General features: G+C 74.9%; 14 protein-coding genes. 8 read left to right on the plus strand and 6 right to left on the minus strand.

Annotation, left to right across the window (positions count from 1 at the left end; translation table 11 throughout):
- Positions 1–43: 43 nt before the first annotated feature.
- On the minus strand, positions 44–2,686 hold the full coding sequence (locus ACFT55_RS01160; protein ID WP_380240618.1) for a beta-glucosidase: 2,643 nt from the start codon (positions 2,684–2,686) through the stop codon (positions 44–46).
- Positions 2,687–2,786: 100 nt separating this feature from the next.
- Here ACFT55_RS01160 and ACFT55_RS01165 point away from each other — a divergent pair, with 100 nt between their 5' ends.
- A complete protein-coding gene (locus tag ACFT55_RS01165) occupies positions 2,787–3,428 on the plus strand; it encodes a TetR/AcrR family transcriptional regulator (protein ID WP_380240620.1) in 642 nt (213 codons plus the stop codon).
- A 39-nt stretch (positions 3,429–3,467) separates the two neighbouring features.
- Complete coding sequence (locus ACFT55_RS01170; protein WP_380240622.1) at positions 3,468–4,880, plus strand: TrkH family potassium uptake protein; 1,413 nt, start codon at positions 3,468–3,470, stop codon at positions 4,878–4,880.
- Between the two features lie 112 nt (positions 4,881–4,992).
- Here ACFT55_RS01170 and ACFT55_RS01175 read toward each other — a convergent pair whose 3' ends face one another.
- The 4 genes from ACFT55_RS01175 to ACFT55_RS01190 form a co-directional block, all read right to left on the minus strand.
- On the minus strand, positions 4,993–5,547 hold the full coding sequence (locus tag ACFT55_RS01175) for a hypothetical protein (RefSeq protein WP_380240624.1): 555 nt from the start codon (positions 5,545–5,547) through the stop codon (positions 4,993–4,995).
- 95 nt (positions 5,548–5,642) lie between these two features.
- Entirely contained in the window at positions 5,643–7,265 is a 1,623-nt protein-coding gene (locus ACFT55_RS01180) for a methyltransferase (protein WP_380240697.1), read from the minus strand.
- Positions 7,262–7,846 (minus strand): hypothetical protein, encoded by a 585-nt coding sequence (locus ACFT55_RS01185; protein WP_380240626.1) that lies wholly within the window; start codon positions 7,844–7,846, stop codon positions 7,262–7,264. Before ACFT55_RS01185 ends, ACFT55_RS01180 begins: the two co-directional genes overlap by 4 nt.
- A gap of 75 nt (positions 7,847–7,921) precedes the next feature.
- On the minus strand, positions 7,922–8,458 hold the full coding sequence (locus ACFT55_RS01190; RefSeq protein ID WP_380240628.1) for a hypothetical protein: 537 nt from the start codon (positions 8,456–8,458) through the stop codon (positions 7,922–7,924).
- Positions 8,459–8,557: 99 nt separating this feature from the next.
- On the opposite strand from ACFT55_RS01190, the gene ACFT55_RS01195 reads away from it, so the two are divergent.
- The 3 genes from ACFT55_RS01195 to ACFT55_RS01205 are packed head-to-tail and all read left to right on the plus strand — an operon-like array spanning position 8,558 to position 10,611.
- The gene (locus ACFT55_RS01195; RefSeq protein ID WP_380240630.1) at positions 8,558–9,100 is read left to right on the plus strand and encodes a DinB family protein; all 543 of its coding nucleotides are present in this window, start codon (positions 8,558–8,560) and stop codon (positions 9,098–9,100) included.
- A gap of 54 nt (positions 9,101–9,154) precedes the next feature.
- On the plus strand, positions 9,155–10,048 hold the full coding sequence (locus ACFT55_RS01200; protein WP_380240632.1) for a hypothetical protein: 894 nt from the start codon (positions 9,155–9,157) through the stop codon (positions 10,046–10,048).
- Positions 10,045–10,611: a DinB family protein gene (locus ACFT55_RS01205; protein WP_380240634.1), complete on the plus strand. Its 567-nt coding sequence runs from the start codon at positions 10,045–10,047 to the stop codon at positions 10,609–10,611. Before ACFT55_RS01200 ends, ACFT55_RS01205 begins: the two co-directional genes overlap by 4 nt.
- Before the next feature lie 260 nt (positions 10,612–10,871).
- Here the strand turns inward: ACFT55_RS01205 and ACFT55_RS01210 are convergent, their stop codons facing one another.
- A complete protein-coding gene (locus tag ACFT55_RS01210; protein WP_380240636.1) occupies positions 10,872–13,160 on the minus strand; it encodes a sodium-translocating pyrophosphatase in 2,289 nt (762 codons plus the stop codon).
- Between the two features lie 199 nt (positions 13,161–13,359).
- Between ACFT55_RS01210 and ACFT55_RS01215 the strand changes: the two genes are divergently transcribed.
- From ACFT55_RS01215 to ACFT55_RS01225, 3 genes are all read left to right on the plus strand, one after another.
- Complete coding sequence (locus ACFT55_RS01215; protein ID WP_380240638.1) at positions 13,360–13,932, plus strand: sigma-70 family RNA polymerase sigma factor; 573 nt, start codon at positions 13,360–13,362, stop codon at positions 13,930–13,932.
- Positions 13,929–15,359: a hypothetical protein gene (locus ACFT55_RS01220; protein WP_380240640.1), complete on the plus strand. Its 1,431-nt coding sequence runs from the start codon at positions 13,929–13,931 to the stop codon at positions 15,357–15,359. Before ACFT55_RS01215 ends, ACFT55_RS01220 begins: the two co-directional genes overlap by 4 nt.
- A 62-nt stretch (positions 15,360–15,421) precedes the next feature.
- Positions 15,422–16,717 (plus strand): M18 family aminopeptidase, encoded by a 1,296-nt coding sequence (locus ACFT55_RS01225; RefSeq protein ID WP_380240642.1) that lies wholly within the window; start codon positions 15,422–15,424, stop codon positions 16,715–16,717.
- Positions 16,718–16,774 lie beyond the last annotated feature (57 nt).

Consider the following 16,774-nt stretch of genomic DNA (forward strand, 5'->3'; position numbering starts at 1 on the left):
CTTGCACGTGCCCCGCCGACGGCGGGGCGGTTGGGGTGGGTGGTCAGTGCTGGCTGTCGGGCTCGGCGTGGGGACCGGTACGGGGGCCGGTGCCGGGATCGACCACGAGGTCGACGTCGAGCCGCGGGTCGCGCACCGACCGGCTCACGACGAGCCGGTAGGTGCCGGGCGGGGTGGTCCAGCCGCCGGCGGCGGCGTCCCACGTCTGGAGGGCGCGGCGGGGCACGCGCACGTCGGTGGTGGCGCGCTCGCCGGGTGCGGCGTCGGCGACGGCGAAGCCGCCGAGCCAGCGCACGGGGCGGGCCGGGTCGGTCGCGGCGGTGCCGGCGGGCGGCACGACGTAGACCTGCACGACCTCGCGGCCCGGGCGATCGCCCGTGTTCCTCACGGTCACGCGCACGACGACGTCGTCGGCGGCGCCGCCGGGCAGCACGGCCGCGGACTCGTGCTCCCACGTGGTCCAGCCGAGGCCGTGCCCGAGCGGGGCGGCGGGCGCGGGCCCTCCGGCCGTGTCGAGCCGGCGCTCCCAGGCGCGGTAGCCGACGTCGAGCCCCTCGGCGTAGTCGACGACGCCGTCGACGGGGACGGCGTCCGGGACGGGGACGTCCTCGGCCCGTGCGGGCAGCGTCCACGGCAGGCGCCCGGACGGCTCGGTGATCCCGGTGAGCACGTCGGCGAGGCCGGTGCCGGCCTCCTGGCCGGGGAGCCACGCCCACAGGACGGCCGGGGCGTCGTCGTACCAGGGCAGCAGCACGGGCGCGCCGGCGTTGACGACCACCACGGTGCGCGGGTTGGCGGCGAGGACACGTCGCACCAGCTCGTCCTGGGTGCCGGGCAGCGCCAGGTCGGCGCGGTCGTAGCCCTCGGACTCGACCTCGGGCGTGGTGCCCACGACGACTACGGCGACGTCCGCCGCGCGGGCGGCGTCGGCGGCCGCCGCGAGCTCGTCGTCGGCGGACGGGCCGGGCAGCCGGTGCACCAGCGCGCCGCGTACGAACCGGTCGTAGCCCACCGGGTGCACCACCTGCAGGTCTGCCTGGAGCAGGGCGCCGTCCTCACCGCCCTCGACGTCGACGGTCGCCGCGACGGGGTGGTTGTGCGCGGAGGCGAGGATGACGTCCTCGCGCGCCAGCGCGTCGCCGGCGGAGGCGAGGCGCCCGTCCACGAGGACCCGGTGGACACCGACGGTCCCCACCCCGAGCTCGTGCGTGCCGGGCTCGTCCGTGCGCACCCGCGCGGTGAGGCGCAGCGTCACGTCGTCGGGGCCGACGTCGGCGCACCAGCCGTCCCACGTCGTGCGGGTCTCGGTGCGGCGCACCGTCCCCTCGGCGTCCAGCAGCTCCACCCGCAGCCCGGGGGCGCCGGTGACCGGGTCGGTGCAGCGTGCCAGGTCCAGCGCGGGCGGGTTGCGCAGCACCCGGGACCCGGCGACCACGTCCACGACGGAGCCCGCCGGCAAGGCGTCGCGCAGCGCGTCCGCCGGGTAGGTGAGGCGGTCGGGCACGACGAACGACGAGCCCCCGCCCTGGAAGAACGGCTCGACGGCGTGCGCGCCGAGCAGCGCGACGCGCACGGGGTTGGCCCCGCCGGCCGCCGGGTCGACCAGCGGCACCAGCCTGGCGTCGTCCTTGAGCACGACGACGGAGCGCGCGACGAGCTCGCGCAGCAGCGGCACCGCGTCCACGGGGGCGTGGTCCGCGGGCTGCGCGTCGTCGCCGGGCAGCCGGAGCCGGCCCACCCGGTGCGCGAGGCGCAGGACGCGGCGGACCTTGTCGTCGAGGTCGGCGGGGTCGACGGCTCCGGAGCACACCGCGTCCAGCAGCCCGTCGCCCCACGGGCCGTCCGGCCCGGGCATCTGGAGGTCGAGGCCGCCGCGGACGGCGGGGGCCACCGACTGCGTGGCCACCCAGTCGCTCACGACCAGCCCGTCGAAACCCCACTCCTCCTTGAGCACGCCGGTGAGCAGCGGACGGTGCTCGAGGGCGGGCGCCGCCACGCGGCCGTCGTCGACGCCGCTGTACGCGCCCATGACGCTCCAGGCCCCGGCACGCACGAGCCGCTCGAAGGGCGCGAGGTAGACCTCGCGCAGGGCGCGCTCGTCCACCCGGGCGACGTAGCGGGTGCGATCGGTCTCGGAGTCGTTGGCCACGTAGTGCTTGACGCACATGCCGACCCCGCGCTCCTGCGCGGCGGTCACCAGGGCCACGGCGACCTCGGCGGTGAGGTGCGGGTCCTCGGAGTAGCACTCGAAGTGCCGCCCGCCCACGGGCGTGCGCTGCAGGTTCACCTGGGGCGCCAGGACCATGTCCACCCCGTGCCGGCGGGCCTCCGCCGCGAACAGCGCACCCGCGCGGCGGGCGAGCGTGACGTCCCACGTCGCCGCGAGCGCCGACGGCGCGGGCAGCATCGCGGAGGTGCCGCCGTGGTGGGGGTCGCGGACGCCGACGGGGCCGTCGGACATGACGACGGGCTCGAGGCCGAGACGCTCGACCGGGGTGGTGGTCCACAGGGAGGCGCCGACGACGAGGGCGACCTTCTCCTCGAGGTCCAGGCGGTCGACCAGCGCGTCGATCGTCGCTGCCGACGGCTCGGGGATCGAGGTGTCGCCGCGTCGCGTGCCGGCGCCGCTGGGGGCGACGACCCGCGCGGCGGCGGCGGTGCTGGTGGTGGCGGTCTGCGATGACACGCGGTGGTACTCCCTCGTCCCGGTCGGCGTCGACTGGCGCCAGTGAACCACAGTTACTGACAGGTAAGTAAGTAGAGCAAGGTCACAGTATGGTGACGCCATGGCAGACGGCAGCGCGCCCCGGCGGACCCGCCCCTCGAAGGCCGAGCGGCGCGAGGAGATCCTCGGCGCGGCGACGCGCGTGTTCGGCTCGAAGGGCTACCACGCGGGCTCGCTCGTGGACGTGGCCGAGCAGGTGGGCATCACCCACGCCGGGGTGCTGCACCACTTCGGCAGCAAGGACAAGCTGCTCTGGGCGGTGCTCGAGTACCGCGACCGAGTGGACGTGGAGCACCTCGAGGGCAAGCACATCCCCGGCGGCCTCGACCTGTTCCGTCACCTCATGACCACGGCGCGGATCAACACCGACCGGCGCGGCATCGTGCAGGCCTACTCCGTGCTGACCGGCGAGTCCGTGACCGACGGCCACCCCGCTGCGGCCTGGGTGACCGAGCGGTTCGCGGTGCTGCGCGGCGAGATCACCCGGGCCCTGCTGCAGGTGGCGCGGGAGCGGGGCGTCGAGCTGGACGAGGCCCGCGCGCGGCGGGCCGCCAGCGCCGTCATCGGCGTCATGGACGGGTTGCAGGTGCAGTGGCTGCTCGCGCCGGACGCGGTCGACCTCGCGGAGGAGACCGCCTTCGCGATCGAGGCGATCCTCGCGGCCGCGCTCGCCGCCCCCGGCGGGCGCCCCGTCGTCGACTGACGCGCGGCATCGCCCCGGGCGGTGCCACACTGGGCGGTCGTGCGCACGATCCCGTGGCACCGACCCGTGTCGGTGTCCGCCTCCCCCGCCAGCCTCCGCCGCCGCCCCGCCCAGGTGGTCACCCTCGCGTTCCTCGCCACGATCGGCGCCGGGACCGCCCTCCTGAGCCTCCCCGTCAGCGCGACGGGTCGCAGCGCCGGGTTCGTCGAGGCCCTGTTCACCGCGACGTCCGCGACCTGCGTGACGGGCCTCGCCGTCGTCGACACCGAGCATTTCTGGACCCCGTTCGGGCAGGCCGTGATCCTGCTGCTCATCCAGGTGGGCGGCTTCGGCGTCATGACGCTCGCCTCCCTGCTCGGCCTGCTCCTGACGCGGCACCTCGGGCTGAGCACCCGGCTCGTGGCCACCGAGTCCACGCGCTCCGTCGGGATGGGCGACGTGCGGCGGGTGCTCCTCGGCGTGCTGCGGTTCACCGTCGTCAGCGAGCTCGTCGTGGGCACCGTCCTGGCGGCCAGGTTCGCCACCGCCTACGACGAGCCCCTCGGGCACGCGGTCTGGTCGGGGCTGTTCCACGCCGTGTCAGCCTTCAACAACGCCGGGTTCTCGATCTACAGCGAGAACCTCATGCCGTTCGTGGCCGACCCGTGGGTGTGCCTGCCGATCTGTGCCGCGATCATCGTGGGCGGTCTCGGCTTCCCGGTGCTCCTGGAGCTGTGGCGGCTGCACCGCACCCGCCGCACGCACGACGGGCCGACGGACCTGCGGCGCCTGTCGCGCTGGAGCGTGCACACCCGCCTCACGCTGCTGATGACAGCGGTGCTGCTCGTGGTGGGCACCGGGTTCTTCCTCGCCGCGGAGTGGGGCAACCCCGGCACGTTCGGCCCGCTCGACCCGGCCGCGAAGGTGCTGGCGGCGTTCACGCAGGCGGTCATGCCCCGCACCGCCGGCTTCAACTCGGTGGACCTGTCGCAGGCCAACAACGGCACCTGGTTCTTCACCGACATGCTGATGTTCGTCGGTGCCGGGTCGGGCGGCACGGCAGGCGGCATCAAGGTCACGACCTTCGCCGTCCTCGCCGTCGCCATCTGGTCCGAGCTGCGGGGCGACCCCGACGCCACCCTCTTCGACCGCCGGCTCGCGCCCGGCACGCAGCGGCAGGCCCTCGCCGTGGCGCTCATCGGGGTGGCGGCCGTCGTCCTGCCGACCCTGGCCATCACGCTGTCCACCAGCAGCTTCACGCTCGACCAGGTCCTCTACGAGGTGGTGTCCGCCTTCAGCACCACGGGCCTGTCGACGGGGATCACCGCGGACATGCAGGCCTGGCACCAGCTGGTCCTCGTGGCCCTGATGTTCCTGGGCCGGCTCGGACCCATCACCCTCGGCACCGGCCTCGCGATGCGCGACCGGCAGCGGCTGTACCGGCGCCCCCGGGCGGCCGTCGTCATCGGCTGACGGTCATCGGCTGACGGTCATCGGCTGACACCCGGGCGGGCGCGCTCCGCTCCGCGAGGCTCTCAGCCCCGCGGAGCGGTCGGCGCCGCCCGGTGGTCGGCCCTGCCGGTGGTCAGCAGTGCGCGCCCGCGTAGGTGGCGACGGACTGGGCGGCATCCTGGAAGTCCGAGCCGGTCATCGCGGTCATCGCGTCGTTGACCTGGGACAGCGCGTCGGCGTCCGTCGGGTCCTGCACCGCGGCGCCGATGCCGTCGGTCGCAGTGCGGAACGAGGTCGTGAGGGTCGCCCAGTCGTCGGCGATCTCGGCGGGCGGCTCGCTGACGTCCTCGAGCGTGGTCGTGAGGTCCTCGAGCTTGTCGAGCGTGGGCTGCAGGTCGGACGGGTCGACGTCGCTCATGGCGGACGAGGCGTCCGTGAGGGCGGCGAACGCCGAGCAGACGTCGCCGTCGCCGGCCGCCGCCTCCTCCTGCGGGGCCTCCTCCTGCGGGGTCTCCTCGGTGGCGCCCTCCGGGGTCGCCTGCTCCCCGGCGGTGGCGCTGCCGCCGTCGTCCGCGGAGCCCTCCTCGCCCCCACCGCTGCACGCGGCGAGGCCGAGGGCGATCAGGGCGCTGGCAGCCACGGCGGTGGCACGGGTCATGGCACGGGTCATGGTCTGTCGGTTGCGCATGGACCCATGGTGACGGACCCGCGCCGCCCGCGGGTACCCCGCGCGTGGGGAGAGCTCCCCACCGGCCCGTCCCCGGGCCGCAGGGCCCGGACGGTTCAGCCTGCCGGGCGCAGGAAGCCGTCGCGCACCAGGCCGCGGACGGCGGGCAGCAGCTCGGCCCGCAGGTCGTCCACGGGGACGTCGAGCAGCGCCCCCAGCGCGCCGACGATCTGACCGACGGCGAGCTCGCCGTCGCACACCCCGACGAACGCCGCGAGGCCCGTCGACGCGTGCACGCCACGGCCCAGCCCGTCGCCCTGGCGGACCACGACGACGTTCGGGTCGGCCTGGCCGGGCGTGTGGAACCGCTCCTCGGAGACGTCGTCCGCGACCACGAGGTGCGCCTGCGCGAGCGCGGCGTCGTCGCGTGCGGCGAGCCAGTCGTGCGCCGCCAGCGAGGCCGCGACGTGCGCGCCGAGGGGCTGGTGCACCGAGCCGGTGTGCTCCTCCAGGCGACGCAGCGTCGGGCGCCCGCCGTCGACGGGCCGGCGCAGCGTGACGATGCCGAACCCGACGGCCTCGACGTCACGGCCGGCGAAGTCGTCCAGCCACGCCCCGTACGCGGCCGCCCAGGCGGCCGGCTCGCGCTCGGCCGTCGTGCCGCCGTCGCGGATCCACGTCTCGGCGTACTCGGCCGGGTCGAGCACCTCGCGCTGGATCACCCAGCCGTCCAGGCCGGAGGCGTCGAGCCACTCACCGACGCGCTCCGACCACGGCTCGCCGCGACGGTGCTCCCAGTTGCCCAGCAGCTGCGCCACACCGCCCGGGGCGAGCACCTGCCCGACGTCCCGCACGAGGTCGCGCACCAGGTCGTCGCCCGACCGGCCCCCGTCGCGGTACTCGTAGTCGCCCAGCGCCGCGGCCACCGCCCGGCCGGCCGCGCCCGCGTGCGGCGTGATGACGAACGGCGGGTTCGACACGACGAGGTCGAAGCGGTCGCCGGCCACCGGCTCCAGCATCGACCCGTGCCGCAGCTCGACCGCCGCGGCGGGGCCCGTCGTCGGCGCGTTGAGCGCGAGGTTGAAGCGCGCGAAGTTGAGGGCGCGGCGCGAGAGGTCCGTGCCGACCACCGCGCGGGCGTGCCGCGCGGCGTGCAGGGCCTGGATGCCGCAGCCCGTGCCGAGGTCGAGCACCCGACCGACCGGCGTCCGGGCCGTGACCTGCGCCAGCGTCGTGGACGCCCCGCCGGCGCCGAGCACGTGGTCCGTCGCGAGGCGGCCGCCCGTGGCGAGCTCGGCGAGGTCGCTCGAGAGCCACCACGACGCCTCGCCCGCGGCGTCGACGGCGGCGTACGGGCGCAGGTCGACGACGGCGCGCACGGCGTCGTCGTCACCCTCGCCGGCAGCGGTCACGAGCCCGAGACGCACGGCTCCCGAGGTCCCGAGGCCGGGCAGCGCGCGGTCCAGCTCGCCGCGCGACACGTCGTCGCCGAGCAGGAACAGCCGGGCGAGGGCCGCCCGCGGTGCACGGGCGGGCGTCACCGACCGCGCGAGGGCGCGCCGGGCCGGCACGGTCTGCTCGCGGTGCAGCGCCGCCGACGCGACCTCGCCGAGCGCCTCCTCGACGCCGTCCACCGTGTAGCCGGCGGACTCGAGGTCGGCCCGCAGGGCACCCACCAGCGGGGCGGCGTCCTCCGTCGCGCCGGGCACAGGGGTCGAGGCGCCCGCGGCCGCGCTCATCGGGCGGCGCACGACGTCGAGAGGTACTGCGTGATGTCCTTCGCGGCCGAGGTCGCCTCCGCGGTGTCGTCCGCGGTGATCGCGCCGGCCATCGCGGAGCTCACCGCGTTCGCGTCGTCCTCGTCGACGTCCTCGAACGCCGACACCGCGCTGCCCAGGTAGTCGGCCATGGTGCCCCACGCCGTCGCGACGTCCTCCGTCGGCTCCGCCTTCTCCATCGCACGGTCCGCCGTCCGGAAGCTCTGCACCAGCGCACGCGGGTGGTCGGGGCTGAGGTCGACGAGCGCCCGGTTCGTGGTCGACCAGGCCTGCTGCAGCGCGGTGCACCGTTCGGCGTCGACCGCCGCCGCGTCGTCCTTCGCGCCACCCGTCGGGCTCGGGGACGTGCGAGCCGACCCCGACCCCTCGCCCTCCATGCCCATGCTCAGGTCGGCGGGGATCGACACCGCCGGGGCCGGGGCCGCAGCGGGCTCCGCACCGTCGCCGCCCGCCTGCCCGCACGCCGCCAGCGCGGCGCCGGTCACGAGCATCCCCGCGACGACGATCGAGAGCTGACGTGGCTGGAGGCGGGCGCGGCGCATCCACCTATGGTGAACCACCGTCGGCGCGCGCGGAAATTCCCGCAGGCCCCGCGCCGTCGGGCCCGCTGCCCGGGGTCAGCCGGCGCCCTCGTCCGCCGTCCCCGCCCCGCAGTCGTCCTTGAGGAACGTCGTGATGCGGTCGGAGGCCTGCGTCATCGCGTCCGTGTCCAGCGTCGCGATCGCCGAGGCCACCGCCGCTGCCACGTCGTCCTCGTCGGCGCTCTCGACGGCGTCCGCGACCGTCCCGACGTAGGTCGTCACGGTCCGCCAGTCCTCCGCGACGGCGTCCGGAGGGCGCACGTCCGCGAGCGCGTCGCGCGCGCCCACGAACCCGTGCCGCAGCGACTCCGGGTCGTCCACCGTCATCCCGACCTGCAGGCTCGCCGACCGCGACCACGCGGCCTGCACCACGCCGCAGGCGTCGGCGGGACCGTCGGGCAGCGCGTCGCCGCCGGAACCCGGCACGAGGCCCGTCGCGAATCCGGCACCCAGCCCGGCGAGCAGCGCCACGGCGCCGGCGGCCGCGAGCGACGAGCGCCGGCGCCACGGGCCCGGCACCGGTCGCGACCAGGCGCGCGGCAGCCCTCGCGCTCGTGTCCGGCTGGCCTTCATGGTCGCGAAGGGTACCGCTGGAGGCCGCCCGGGCGGTATGTCGCCCCAGGTGGGAGGGCGCCGCTTGACCGGCGGCTGGCGTTCGGCCAGATTACGCGCGTGACCTCTACCACGCCCGGCCTCTGGGTGCATCCCGAGAACGATCCTCGAGCGACAGGCGTCGACCCTGTCGGCGAGAAGGAGACGCTCTGGGAGTACCTCTGCCGGTACCGCATGACGCTGGTCATGAAGTGCGAGGGTCTCGACGCGGGCCAGCTCGCGCGCCGCTCCGTCCCGCCGTCGTCCCTGTCGCTGCTCGGCCTGGTGCGGCACCTCGCGAACGTCGAGCACCACTGGTTCCGCCGCGTGCTGCAGGGCACCTCCGACCGGGGCCCGTTCGAGCTCCCGGGCTACCCCGACGTCGACTTCGACGGCGCCCTCCCCGACGCCACCTGCGTCGACGAGGCCTGGGACGCCTGGCACCGCGCCGTCGAGGTCGCCGACGACTGGTTCGCCGGCGAGGACATGAGCCGCGAGGTGCCGTACGACGGCGGCACCGTCGAGGCGCGCGACGTGCTGCTCCACGTGCTGGAGGAGTACGCCCGCCACATGGGCCACGTCGACCTGCTGCGCGAGTGCATCGACGGGCGCACGGGCCTCTAGCCAGGACCGCGCGGTGCCGGGCCGTCGCGCCGTCCGGCCGCGTAGCGTGCCACCATGCGGAGCTTCCTCAGCGGCGTCCTCGTCGCGCTGACCGTCCTGGCGGCGATGGTGACCGTCCCGGCCCGGTACGTGGAGGGCACGCTCCTTGACACCGACGCCTACGTGGCCGCGACCGCGCCGCTGGCGGACGACGTCACCACGCAGGACGCCGTCGCCGAGGCGCTGACCGACACCGTGGCCGGCGGGATCGACTCGGGCCTCCTCGCCGGGGCGCTGCGGCCCGTCATCGGTGAGGTGGCCGACGTCTTCGTGCGGTCGGACGCGTTCGCGCCCGCGTGGGAGGAGGCGAGCCGGCAGGGGCACGCCGCCACGGTGGCGGTGCTGCGCGAGGACAGCGACGTGGTCGACGCCGCCGACGGCGTGGTGACGCTGCCGCTGGACCCGTTCCTGGAGTCCGTCGGCCAGGCGCTGCGCGACCGCGGCCTCCCCGTCCCGGAGGGCTTCGCGACGACGGGCGCGGACGTCGTCCTCTACTCCTCGGACGACCTGTCGACCGCGCAGTCCGTGGTCGCCACGCTCGACCGGTGGACGCCGTGGGCGCTGCCGGCGACCGTCCTCCTCGCCGTGCTGGCCGCCGTCGTCGCCCGTCCGCGCCGCCACCTGCGGACGCTCGCCGTCACGGGCGGCCTGGTCGCCGCGGCGATGCTGCTGCTCCTGGTCCTGCTCCCGGAGGCGGCGCAGACGGTGGTCGCGGGCCTGGACGTGAGCTCGTCGGGCCGCGAGGCGGTGGACGACATCGTCGACGCGCTCCTCGTGCCGCTGCGGAGCCAGCTGTGGTGGGCGTGCGGGATCGCGGCGGCCGTGTGCGTCGGCTCGGCCGTCACCGCCGGCGTGCTGCGGAGAAATCGCTTGCCCCGGCCCGCGCCCGACGGTCGGATGAGCGCATGAGCGACACCACGCAGAGGCAGTCCCCCGACATGTGGGTGGACCCCGAGGACGACCCCCGCGAGCAGTGGGCGCACCCGGTGGGCGAGCTGGAGACCCACTGGTCCTACCTCAAGATGTACCGGCACACGATCGTCATGAAGTGCGACGGGCTGGACGCCGAACAGCTCGCCCGTCGCGCCGTGCCGCCGTCCACCCTGTCGCTGCTCGGCCTGGTGCGACACCTGGCGAAGGTCGAGCACGCGTGGTTCTGCCGCGTCCTGCAGGGCGAGGCCCACCTGCCGTCGCTGTACGACTGCGACGAGGTCCCGGACACCGACTTCGACGGCGCCGTCGCCGACCCCGCCGTCGTCGACGAGGCGTGGACCACGTGGCGGCGCGAGACGGCGCACGCCGACGCCTGGCTCGCCACCCAGACCGACGCCGACATGGGCCGCACCGTCGAGCGCCGGGGCGAGCTGCTGCCCGTCCGTGACGTCCTGGAGCACCTGGTGGAGGAGTACGCGCGCCACGCAGGCCACGCCGACCTCCTGCGCGAGTGCATCGACGGCCGCACCGGCCAGTAGCCACCCGCCGAGGCAGTCCAGAGCACCGCGAGGTAGTTCCAAGCACCGCGAGGTAGTTCCAAGCACCGCGAGGTAGTTCCGAGCACCGCGAGGTAGTCGAAGAAACCGCGAGGTAGTCGAGGAACCCGCGAGGTAGCCAACTACCTCGCGGTTCCCTCAACTACCTCGCGAGAACCCGGACTACCTCGCGGTGCTTTGAACTACCTCGCGGTTCGGTGAACTACCTCGCCGGGACCTGAACTACCTCGCGGTTTCTTCGACTACCTCGCGGGGACGCTCGCGGTCTCGTCGGCCTGCTCGCGGTCGACGCGGGCGGCGCGCAGGCGGGACATGATGACCGCCCCGAAGGCGACGGCCGCCGCGACCAGGGCGATGACGATGCGCACCACCTGGTTCGCGTCCGCGGGCACGCTCAGCATCACCACGGCCGGCGCGATGAGCACGGACACCAGGTTCATCACCTTGATGAGCGGGTTGATCGCGGGGCCGGCGGTGTCCTTGAACGGGTCGCCGACGGTGTCGCCGATGACGGTGGCGTCGTGCGCCTCGGAGCCCTTGCCGCCGTACGCGCCGTCCTCGACGATCTTCTTCGCGTTGTCCCACGCGCCGCCGGAGTTCGCGAGGAACACGGCCATCAGCACGCCGGCGCCGATCGCGCCGGCGAGGAAGCCGGCGAGCGGGCCGACGCCGAGGCCGAAGCCCACGGCGATCGGTGCGAACGCGGCCAGCAGGCCGGGCGTGGCGAGCTCGCGCAGCGAGTCGCGGGTGCAGATGTCGACGACGCGGCCGTACTCGGGCCGCTCCTCGTACGTCATGATCCCCGGGTGCTCGCGGAACTGGCGGCGCACCTCGAAGACGATCGCGCCGGCGGCGCGGGTCACGGCGTCGATCGCGAGGCCCGAGAATAGGAACACGGTCGCGGCACCGAGGATCACCCCGACGAGCGTGACGGGCGAGACGATCTCGAAGCTGAGCATCGCGGGCACCAGCCCGGCGCCCACCTCCTTCACGTCCCCCAGCGCGCCGGACACGGCGTCGGCGTACGAGCCGAACAGCGCCGTCGCGGCGAGGACGGCCGTCGCGATCGCGATGCCCTTGGTGATGGCCTTCGTGGTGTTCCCGACGGCGTCGAGGTCGGTGAGGATCTGCGCGGCCTCCTCGTCGACGTCGCCCGACATCTCGGCGATGCCCTGCGCGTTGTCGCTCACGGGGCCGAAGGTGTCCATCGCGACGATGACGCCGACCGTGGTGAGCAGGCCGCAGCCGGCGAGCGCCACGAGGAAGAGCGACAGCCAGATCGAGCCCCCGGCGAGGAGGAAGGTGCCGCAGATCGCGGCGGCGATGACGCCGGCGGTGTAGACGGCGGACTCGAAGCCGACCCCGATGCCCGACAGCACGACGGTGGCCGCGCCCGTACGGGACGTCGCCGCGACGTGCAGCGTGGGCTTCGACGTCGTGCCGGTGAAGTACCCGGTGATCCACAGGATGACGCCGGCGAGCACGACGCCGATGACGACGGCGAGCGAGGCGACGACGCGCGGGTCGGCGGTGACGTCGCCGATGTCCGCGGTGCCGGCGAGCTCGGCGAACGACGACGGCAGGTAGACGAAGGCGGCGACGGCGGCCAGCAGTGCACCGACGACGGCGGACAGGTAGAAGCCGCGGTTGATCGCCTTCAGCCCGTTCTCGCTGCCGCGCACGCGGGTCACGAGCACGCCGAGGAGGGCCACGAAGGCACCGATGGCGGTGACGATCAGGGGGAAGACGAGACCCTGCTCGCCCATCACGGCGCGGCCCAGGATGAGCGCCGCGACGAGGGTGACGGCGTACGACTCGAAGAGGTCGGCGGCCATGCCCGCGCAGTCGCCCACGTTGTCGCCCACGTTGTCGGCGATGGTCGCGGCGTTGCGGGGGTCGTCCTCGGGGATGTGCTGCTCGACCTTGCCGACGAGGTCGGCGCCGACGTCGGCCGCCTTGGTGAAGATGCCGCCGCCCACGCGCATGAACATCGCGAGCAGCGCGGCCCCGAAGCCGAAGCCCTCGAGCACGGCCGGCGCGTCGGTGCGGTACACGAGGACGACGAGCGCGGCGCCCAGCAGGCCGAGGCCCACGACGGACATGCCCACGACGCCGCCGGTGCGGAACGCGATCCGCGCCCCCTCCGCCCGCCCGTCCGGCCGGGTCGCGGCCGAGGCGACGCGCACGTTGGCGCGCACGGCGAGCCACATGCCCAGGTAGCCGATCGCCGCGGAGAACCCGGCGCCGACGAGGAACGCGATCGACCGGCCCACCCGGACCCCGCCGTCCCCCGGCAGCAGGAACAGCAGCGCGAACACCACGACCGCGAACAGGGCGAGCGTGCGGAACTGGCGGTTGAGGTAGGCCGAGGCCCCCTCCTGCACGCCTCGCCCGATCTCCTGCATGGCGGGCGTCCCCTCGGGCGCGGCGAGCACCTGCCGTCGCAACGCGGCGGCGCAGCCGAGCGCGGCCAGCCCGATCACCCCGATCACGGCGACGATCGCGATGCTGCTGGATCCGAACGTGAGCATCCGTCCTCCTTGACGTGCTTCCCCTCCGCCCGGCGAGACGGCGCGACCGCCCGTCGGGAAGGTCCCGCCGTCGCCGTTGACGGCGGGATGCGGGGAGTCTACCCACATGTGACGGCCGTCACGAACCGCATGGCATCCTGACCCAACGGTCCGCGCCACCCGAGCGTCTGAAGGGGTGAGGACGGCACGGGAGGGGACCATGAGCCGCTGGGAGGACGAGCTCGCGGAGCTCGCACGGGCACGAGGACGGGCCCTGGTGGGCTACGCGTACGTGCTGTGCGGGGACCAGCGGCTCGCGGAGGACCTGGTGCAGGACGCACTGGTCAAGGTGTTCGCGCGGCTGCGCCGGGGCGCCGCGGACCGGCCAGGGGTGCACGCCCTGGACGAGGGCAGGACGAGCGAGGCGTACGTGCGCCGCGCGATCCTCACCCTCTTCCTCGACGAGCACCGCCGCCGCAAGCGCTGGTCGTCCGCACGCCACCTGGTGGCGACCGACGACCGGGTCCGCGGCGCGGCGTCGGGCGCGACGGCGCGGGCCGACGTCGCCGCCGCGCTGGGGAGGCTGACGCCGCGCGAACGGGCGTGCGTCGTCCTGCGCTACCTCGAGGACCTCACCGTGCCGCAGGTGGCCGAGGCGCTCGGCCTCGCACAGGGCACGGTCAAGCGCTATCTGTCCGACGCGACGGCGACCCTGCGCGACGTGCTGCGGGTCGACGCCGAGGACGGCGCCACGGTGACGGGCATGACGACGGGGCGGAGGGCAGGACGATGACCGGGAACCACGCACGGGACGACTGGGCCGACGGCCGCACCGACGAGGCGCTGCGGCGCGGGCTGGACGCGCTCGCGGGGGCGGGTTCCGCGGCGCCGGGCCTGGACGGCGTGCTCGACGACATGCTCGGTACGGTGCGCCGCCGCGTCCGCCGCCGTCGCACCGTCAAGCAGGCCGGGATCGGGGCGACGACGCTCGCCGTCGCCGCCGGGCTCGTGCTGGGCGGCGCCGCGCTGCTGCCCGACTCCCCGCAGCCGGCGCCCGGGCCCGCGACCACCCCGACGCCGTCGAACTCGCCGTCGTCGCCCGACGGATCGGCCCGCGACGCGCAGCGCAAGCCCGGGGCGCGCGCCGTCGACACCATCCAGCCCGGGCACCAGCCGAGCTGGCTCGAGGGGACGGACCTGTCGTGCGGCATGGCCGAGCGGGACGTCCCCCGCAGCCCGTCGGGCTACCGTCTCGTCGTCGACGCCGAGACGATGTCGCTCGGCGGGTCCGTGGTGGACGGCGACGGCGCCACGATCACGCTGCCGACCCTGGTCACGCGAGCGGAGGGCACCCCGGCGGACACCGTGCTCCTCGGGCCGAGCCTGATGTGGGTGCAGGACGGGCGCGTCGTCGACCTGGGGATCAACCGTACGGAGGAGCCGGTCACCCTCCGGCCCGGGGACACCTCGCGGGATGCCGAGGACTACGCGACGTCGTCCTGCGCCCCGGACGGGGTCGCGGAGGGCACCACGGCCTACCCGCACCGGCTGCCCGACGGCGACTACCACGTGCGGGCCTTCGCAGTGCTGTGGTCGCAGGACGCCGGGACGTCGACGGTCGTGGTCTCGCCGGGACGGTTCCGCGTCGTCCTCGACGACGACGGCGCGACGATCGCCTCGGCCGAGGACCGGGTGGCGGCGAAGGGCACCTGCTCGGCGACGGGGCTCGACGTCCTGGACCCGGACCTGACGGACCTGCCCGGCCCCGTGCGCACCACCGTCATGGCGATGTTCACGGCCGCCCTGGCCTGCGACGACGATGCCCTCGTCGCGCTCGCCGAGGCGTCGGACCGCCCCGACCTGAACTGGGACGGGTCGTCGCCGCGCGAGCTCTTCGAGCTGCCGGCCGCCGAGGAGGACGACGACGTGTACGCGATCCTCGCGAGGCTGTTGTCCGGGACGCAGCCGTGCCTCGTGGAGGCGTACGGCGACGACGGCGTCCGGCACGCGTACGGCTGGCCCCACATGGCCGCAGGCTGCGACTCGGCCGCCTCCCACTGGCAGGACGCGGTGGACGCCGGCGCGCTGTCCGGGCAGGAGTACGAGGACATGCTGTCGGGCACGCTGACCGACTACGAGGGCTGGCGCCTCACGATCGACGATGACGGCACCTGGCAGCAGTTCGTCGACGGCTACGTGGGGCCGCCACGCGGCAAGTGACGCCCGTCGGCGGCGAGCCGGCGCCGCCCCCGCACGGTGGCGCGCGTGGAAAGATGACGGTCATGCCCGACGTCGTCCCCGCAGCTGCCCGCGCCCACACCGAGGACCTGGGGGCGTTCGTCGCCGCCTCGCCCTCGTCGTACCACGCCGCCGAGGAGGTGGCCCGGCGCGCGGAGGCGGCCGGCTACGTCCGGCTGGACGAGACCGCGGCGTGGGACGTCGTACCGGGCGGGCGCTACGTCGTCGTGCGCGACGGCTCGGTGGTCGCCTTCGCCGTCCCGGCCTCGGCAGGCGCGACCACGCCGTTCATCATCCTGGGCACGCACACGGACTCGACGGGCTTCAAGCTCAAGCCGAAGCCCACCACCGGCCGGGACGGCTGGGTGCAGGCCGGCGTCGAGGTGTACGGCGGTCCCCTGCTGAACTCGTGGCTGGACCGCGAGGTGGAGCTCGCCGGGCGCCTCGTCACCGCCGACGGCGTCGAGCACCTCGTGCGCACGGGCCCGATCGCGCGCATCCCGCAGCTCGCCATCCACCTGGACCGCTCCTCGAACGACGAGCTGACGCTCGACAAGCAGCGGCACACCCAGCCGGTCGTCGGCCTCGGGGACGTCTCGCAGGCCGACGTGCTGGCCGAGCTCGCCGCAGCGGCGGGCGACGGCGTCGAGGCCGCGGACGTGCTGGGCTACGACGTCATGCTGGCCGAGACGCAGCCCGCGCGCGCGTTCGGCATCGGTGCCGCGCTGTGGGCCTCGCCGCGCCTGGACAACCAGCTCTCGACGCACGCGGCGATCACCGCGCTGCTCGGCGTCGCGACCGAGGACCTCGCCGGGATCGGCGTCGTCGCCGCGTTCGACCACGAGGAGATCGGCTCCGGGTCGCGCTCCGGCGCCGCGGGACCGTTCCTGGAGGACGTGCTGCGTCGCGTCTCGGCCGGCCTCGGCGCGTCGGAGGACGAGCGGGCGCGCGCCTTCGCGGCGTCGCTGTGCGTGTCCTCCGACGTCGGGCACGCCGTGCACCCGAACTACCCGGAGCGGCACGACCCGGCCAACCACCCCCACGCCGGCGGCGGCCCCATCCTCAAGATCAACGCCAACCAGCGGTACGCGACCGACGCCCACGGCGCAGCACGCTGGCAGGCCGCCTGCGCCGCTGCCGGCGTGCCCAGCCAGGAGTTCGTCTCGAACAACGTCGTGCCCTGCGGTTCGACGACGGGTCCGATCACCGCGACCCGCCTGGGCATCCGCGTGGTCGACGTCGGCGCAGCCATCCTGTCGATGCACTCCGCCCGCGAGCTCACCGCCGTCGTCGACCCGTGGTACCTGTCGCGTGCCATGGAGGCCGTGCTCGCCGGCTGAACCCGACCCCGCACCGGCAGATGTTGTGGGTACGAATTCGGCGGGAATTCTGATCAG

Source organism: Isoptericola sp. NPDC057191 (assembly GCF_042670225.1).
GTDB lineage: Bacteria > Actinomycetota > Actinomycetes > Actinomycetales > Cellulomonadaceae > Isoptericola.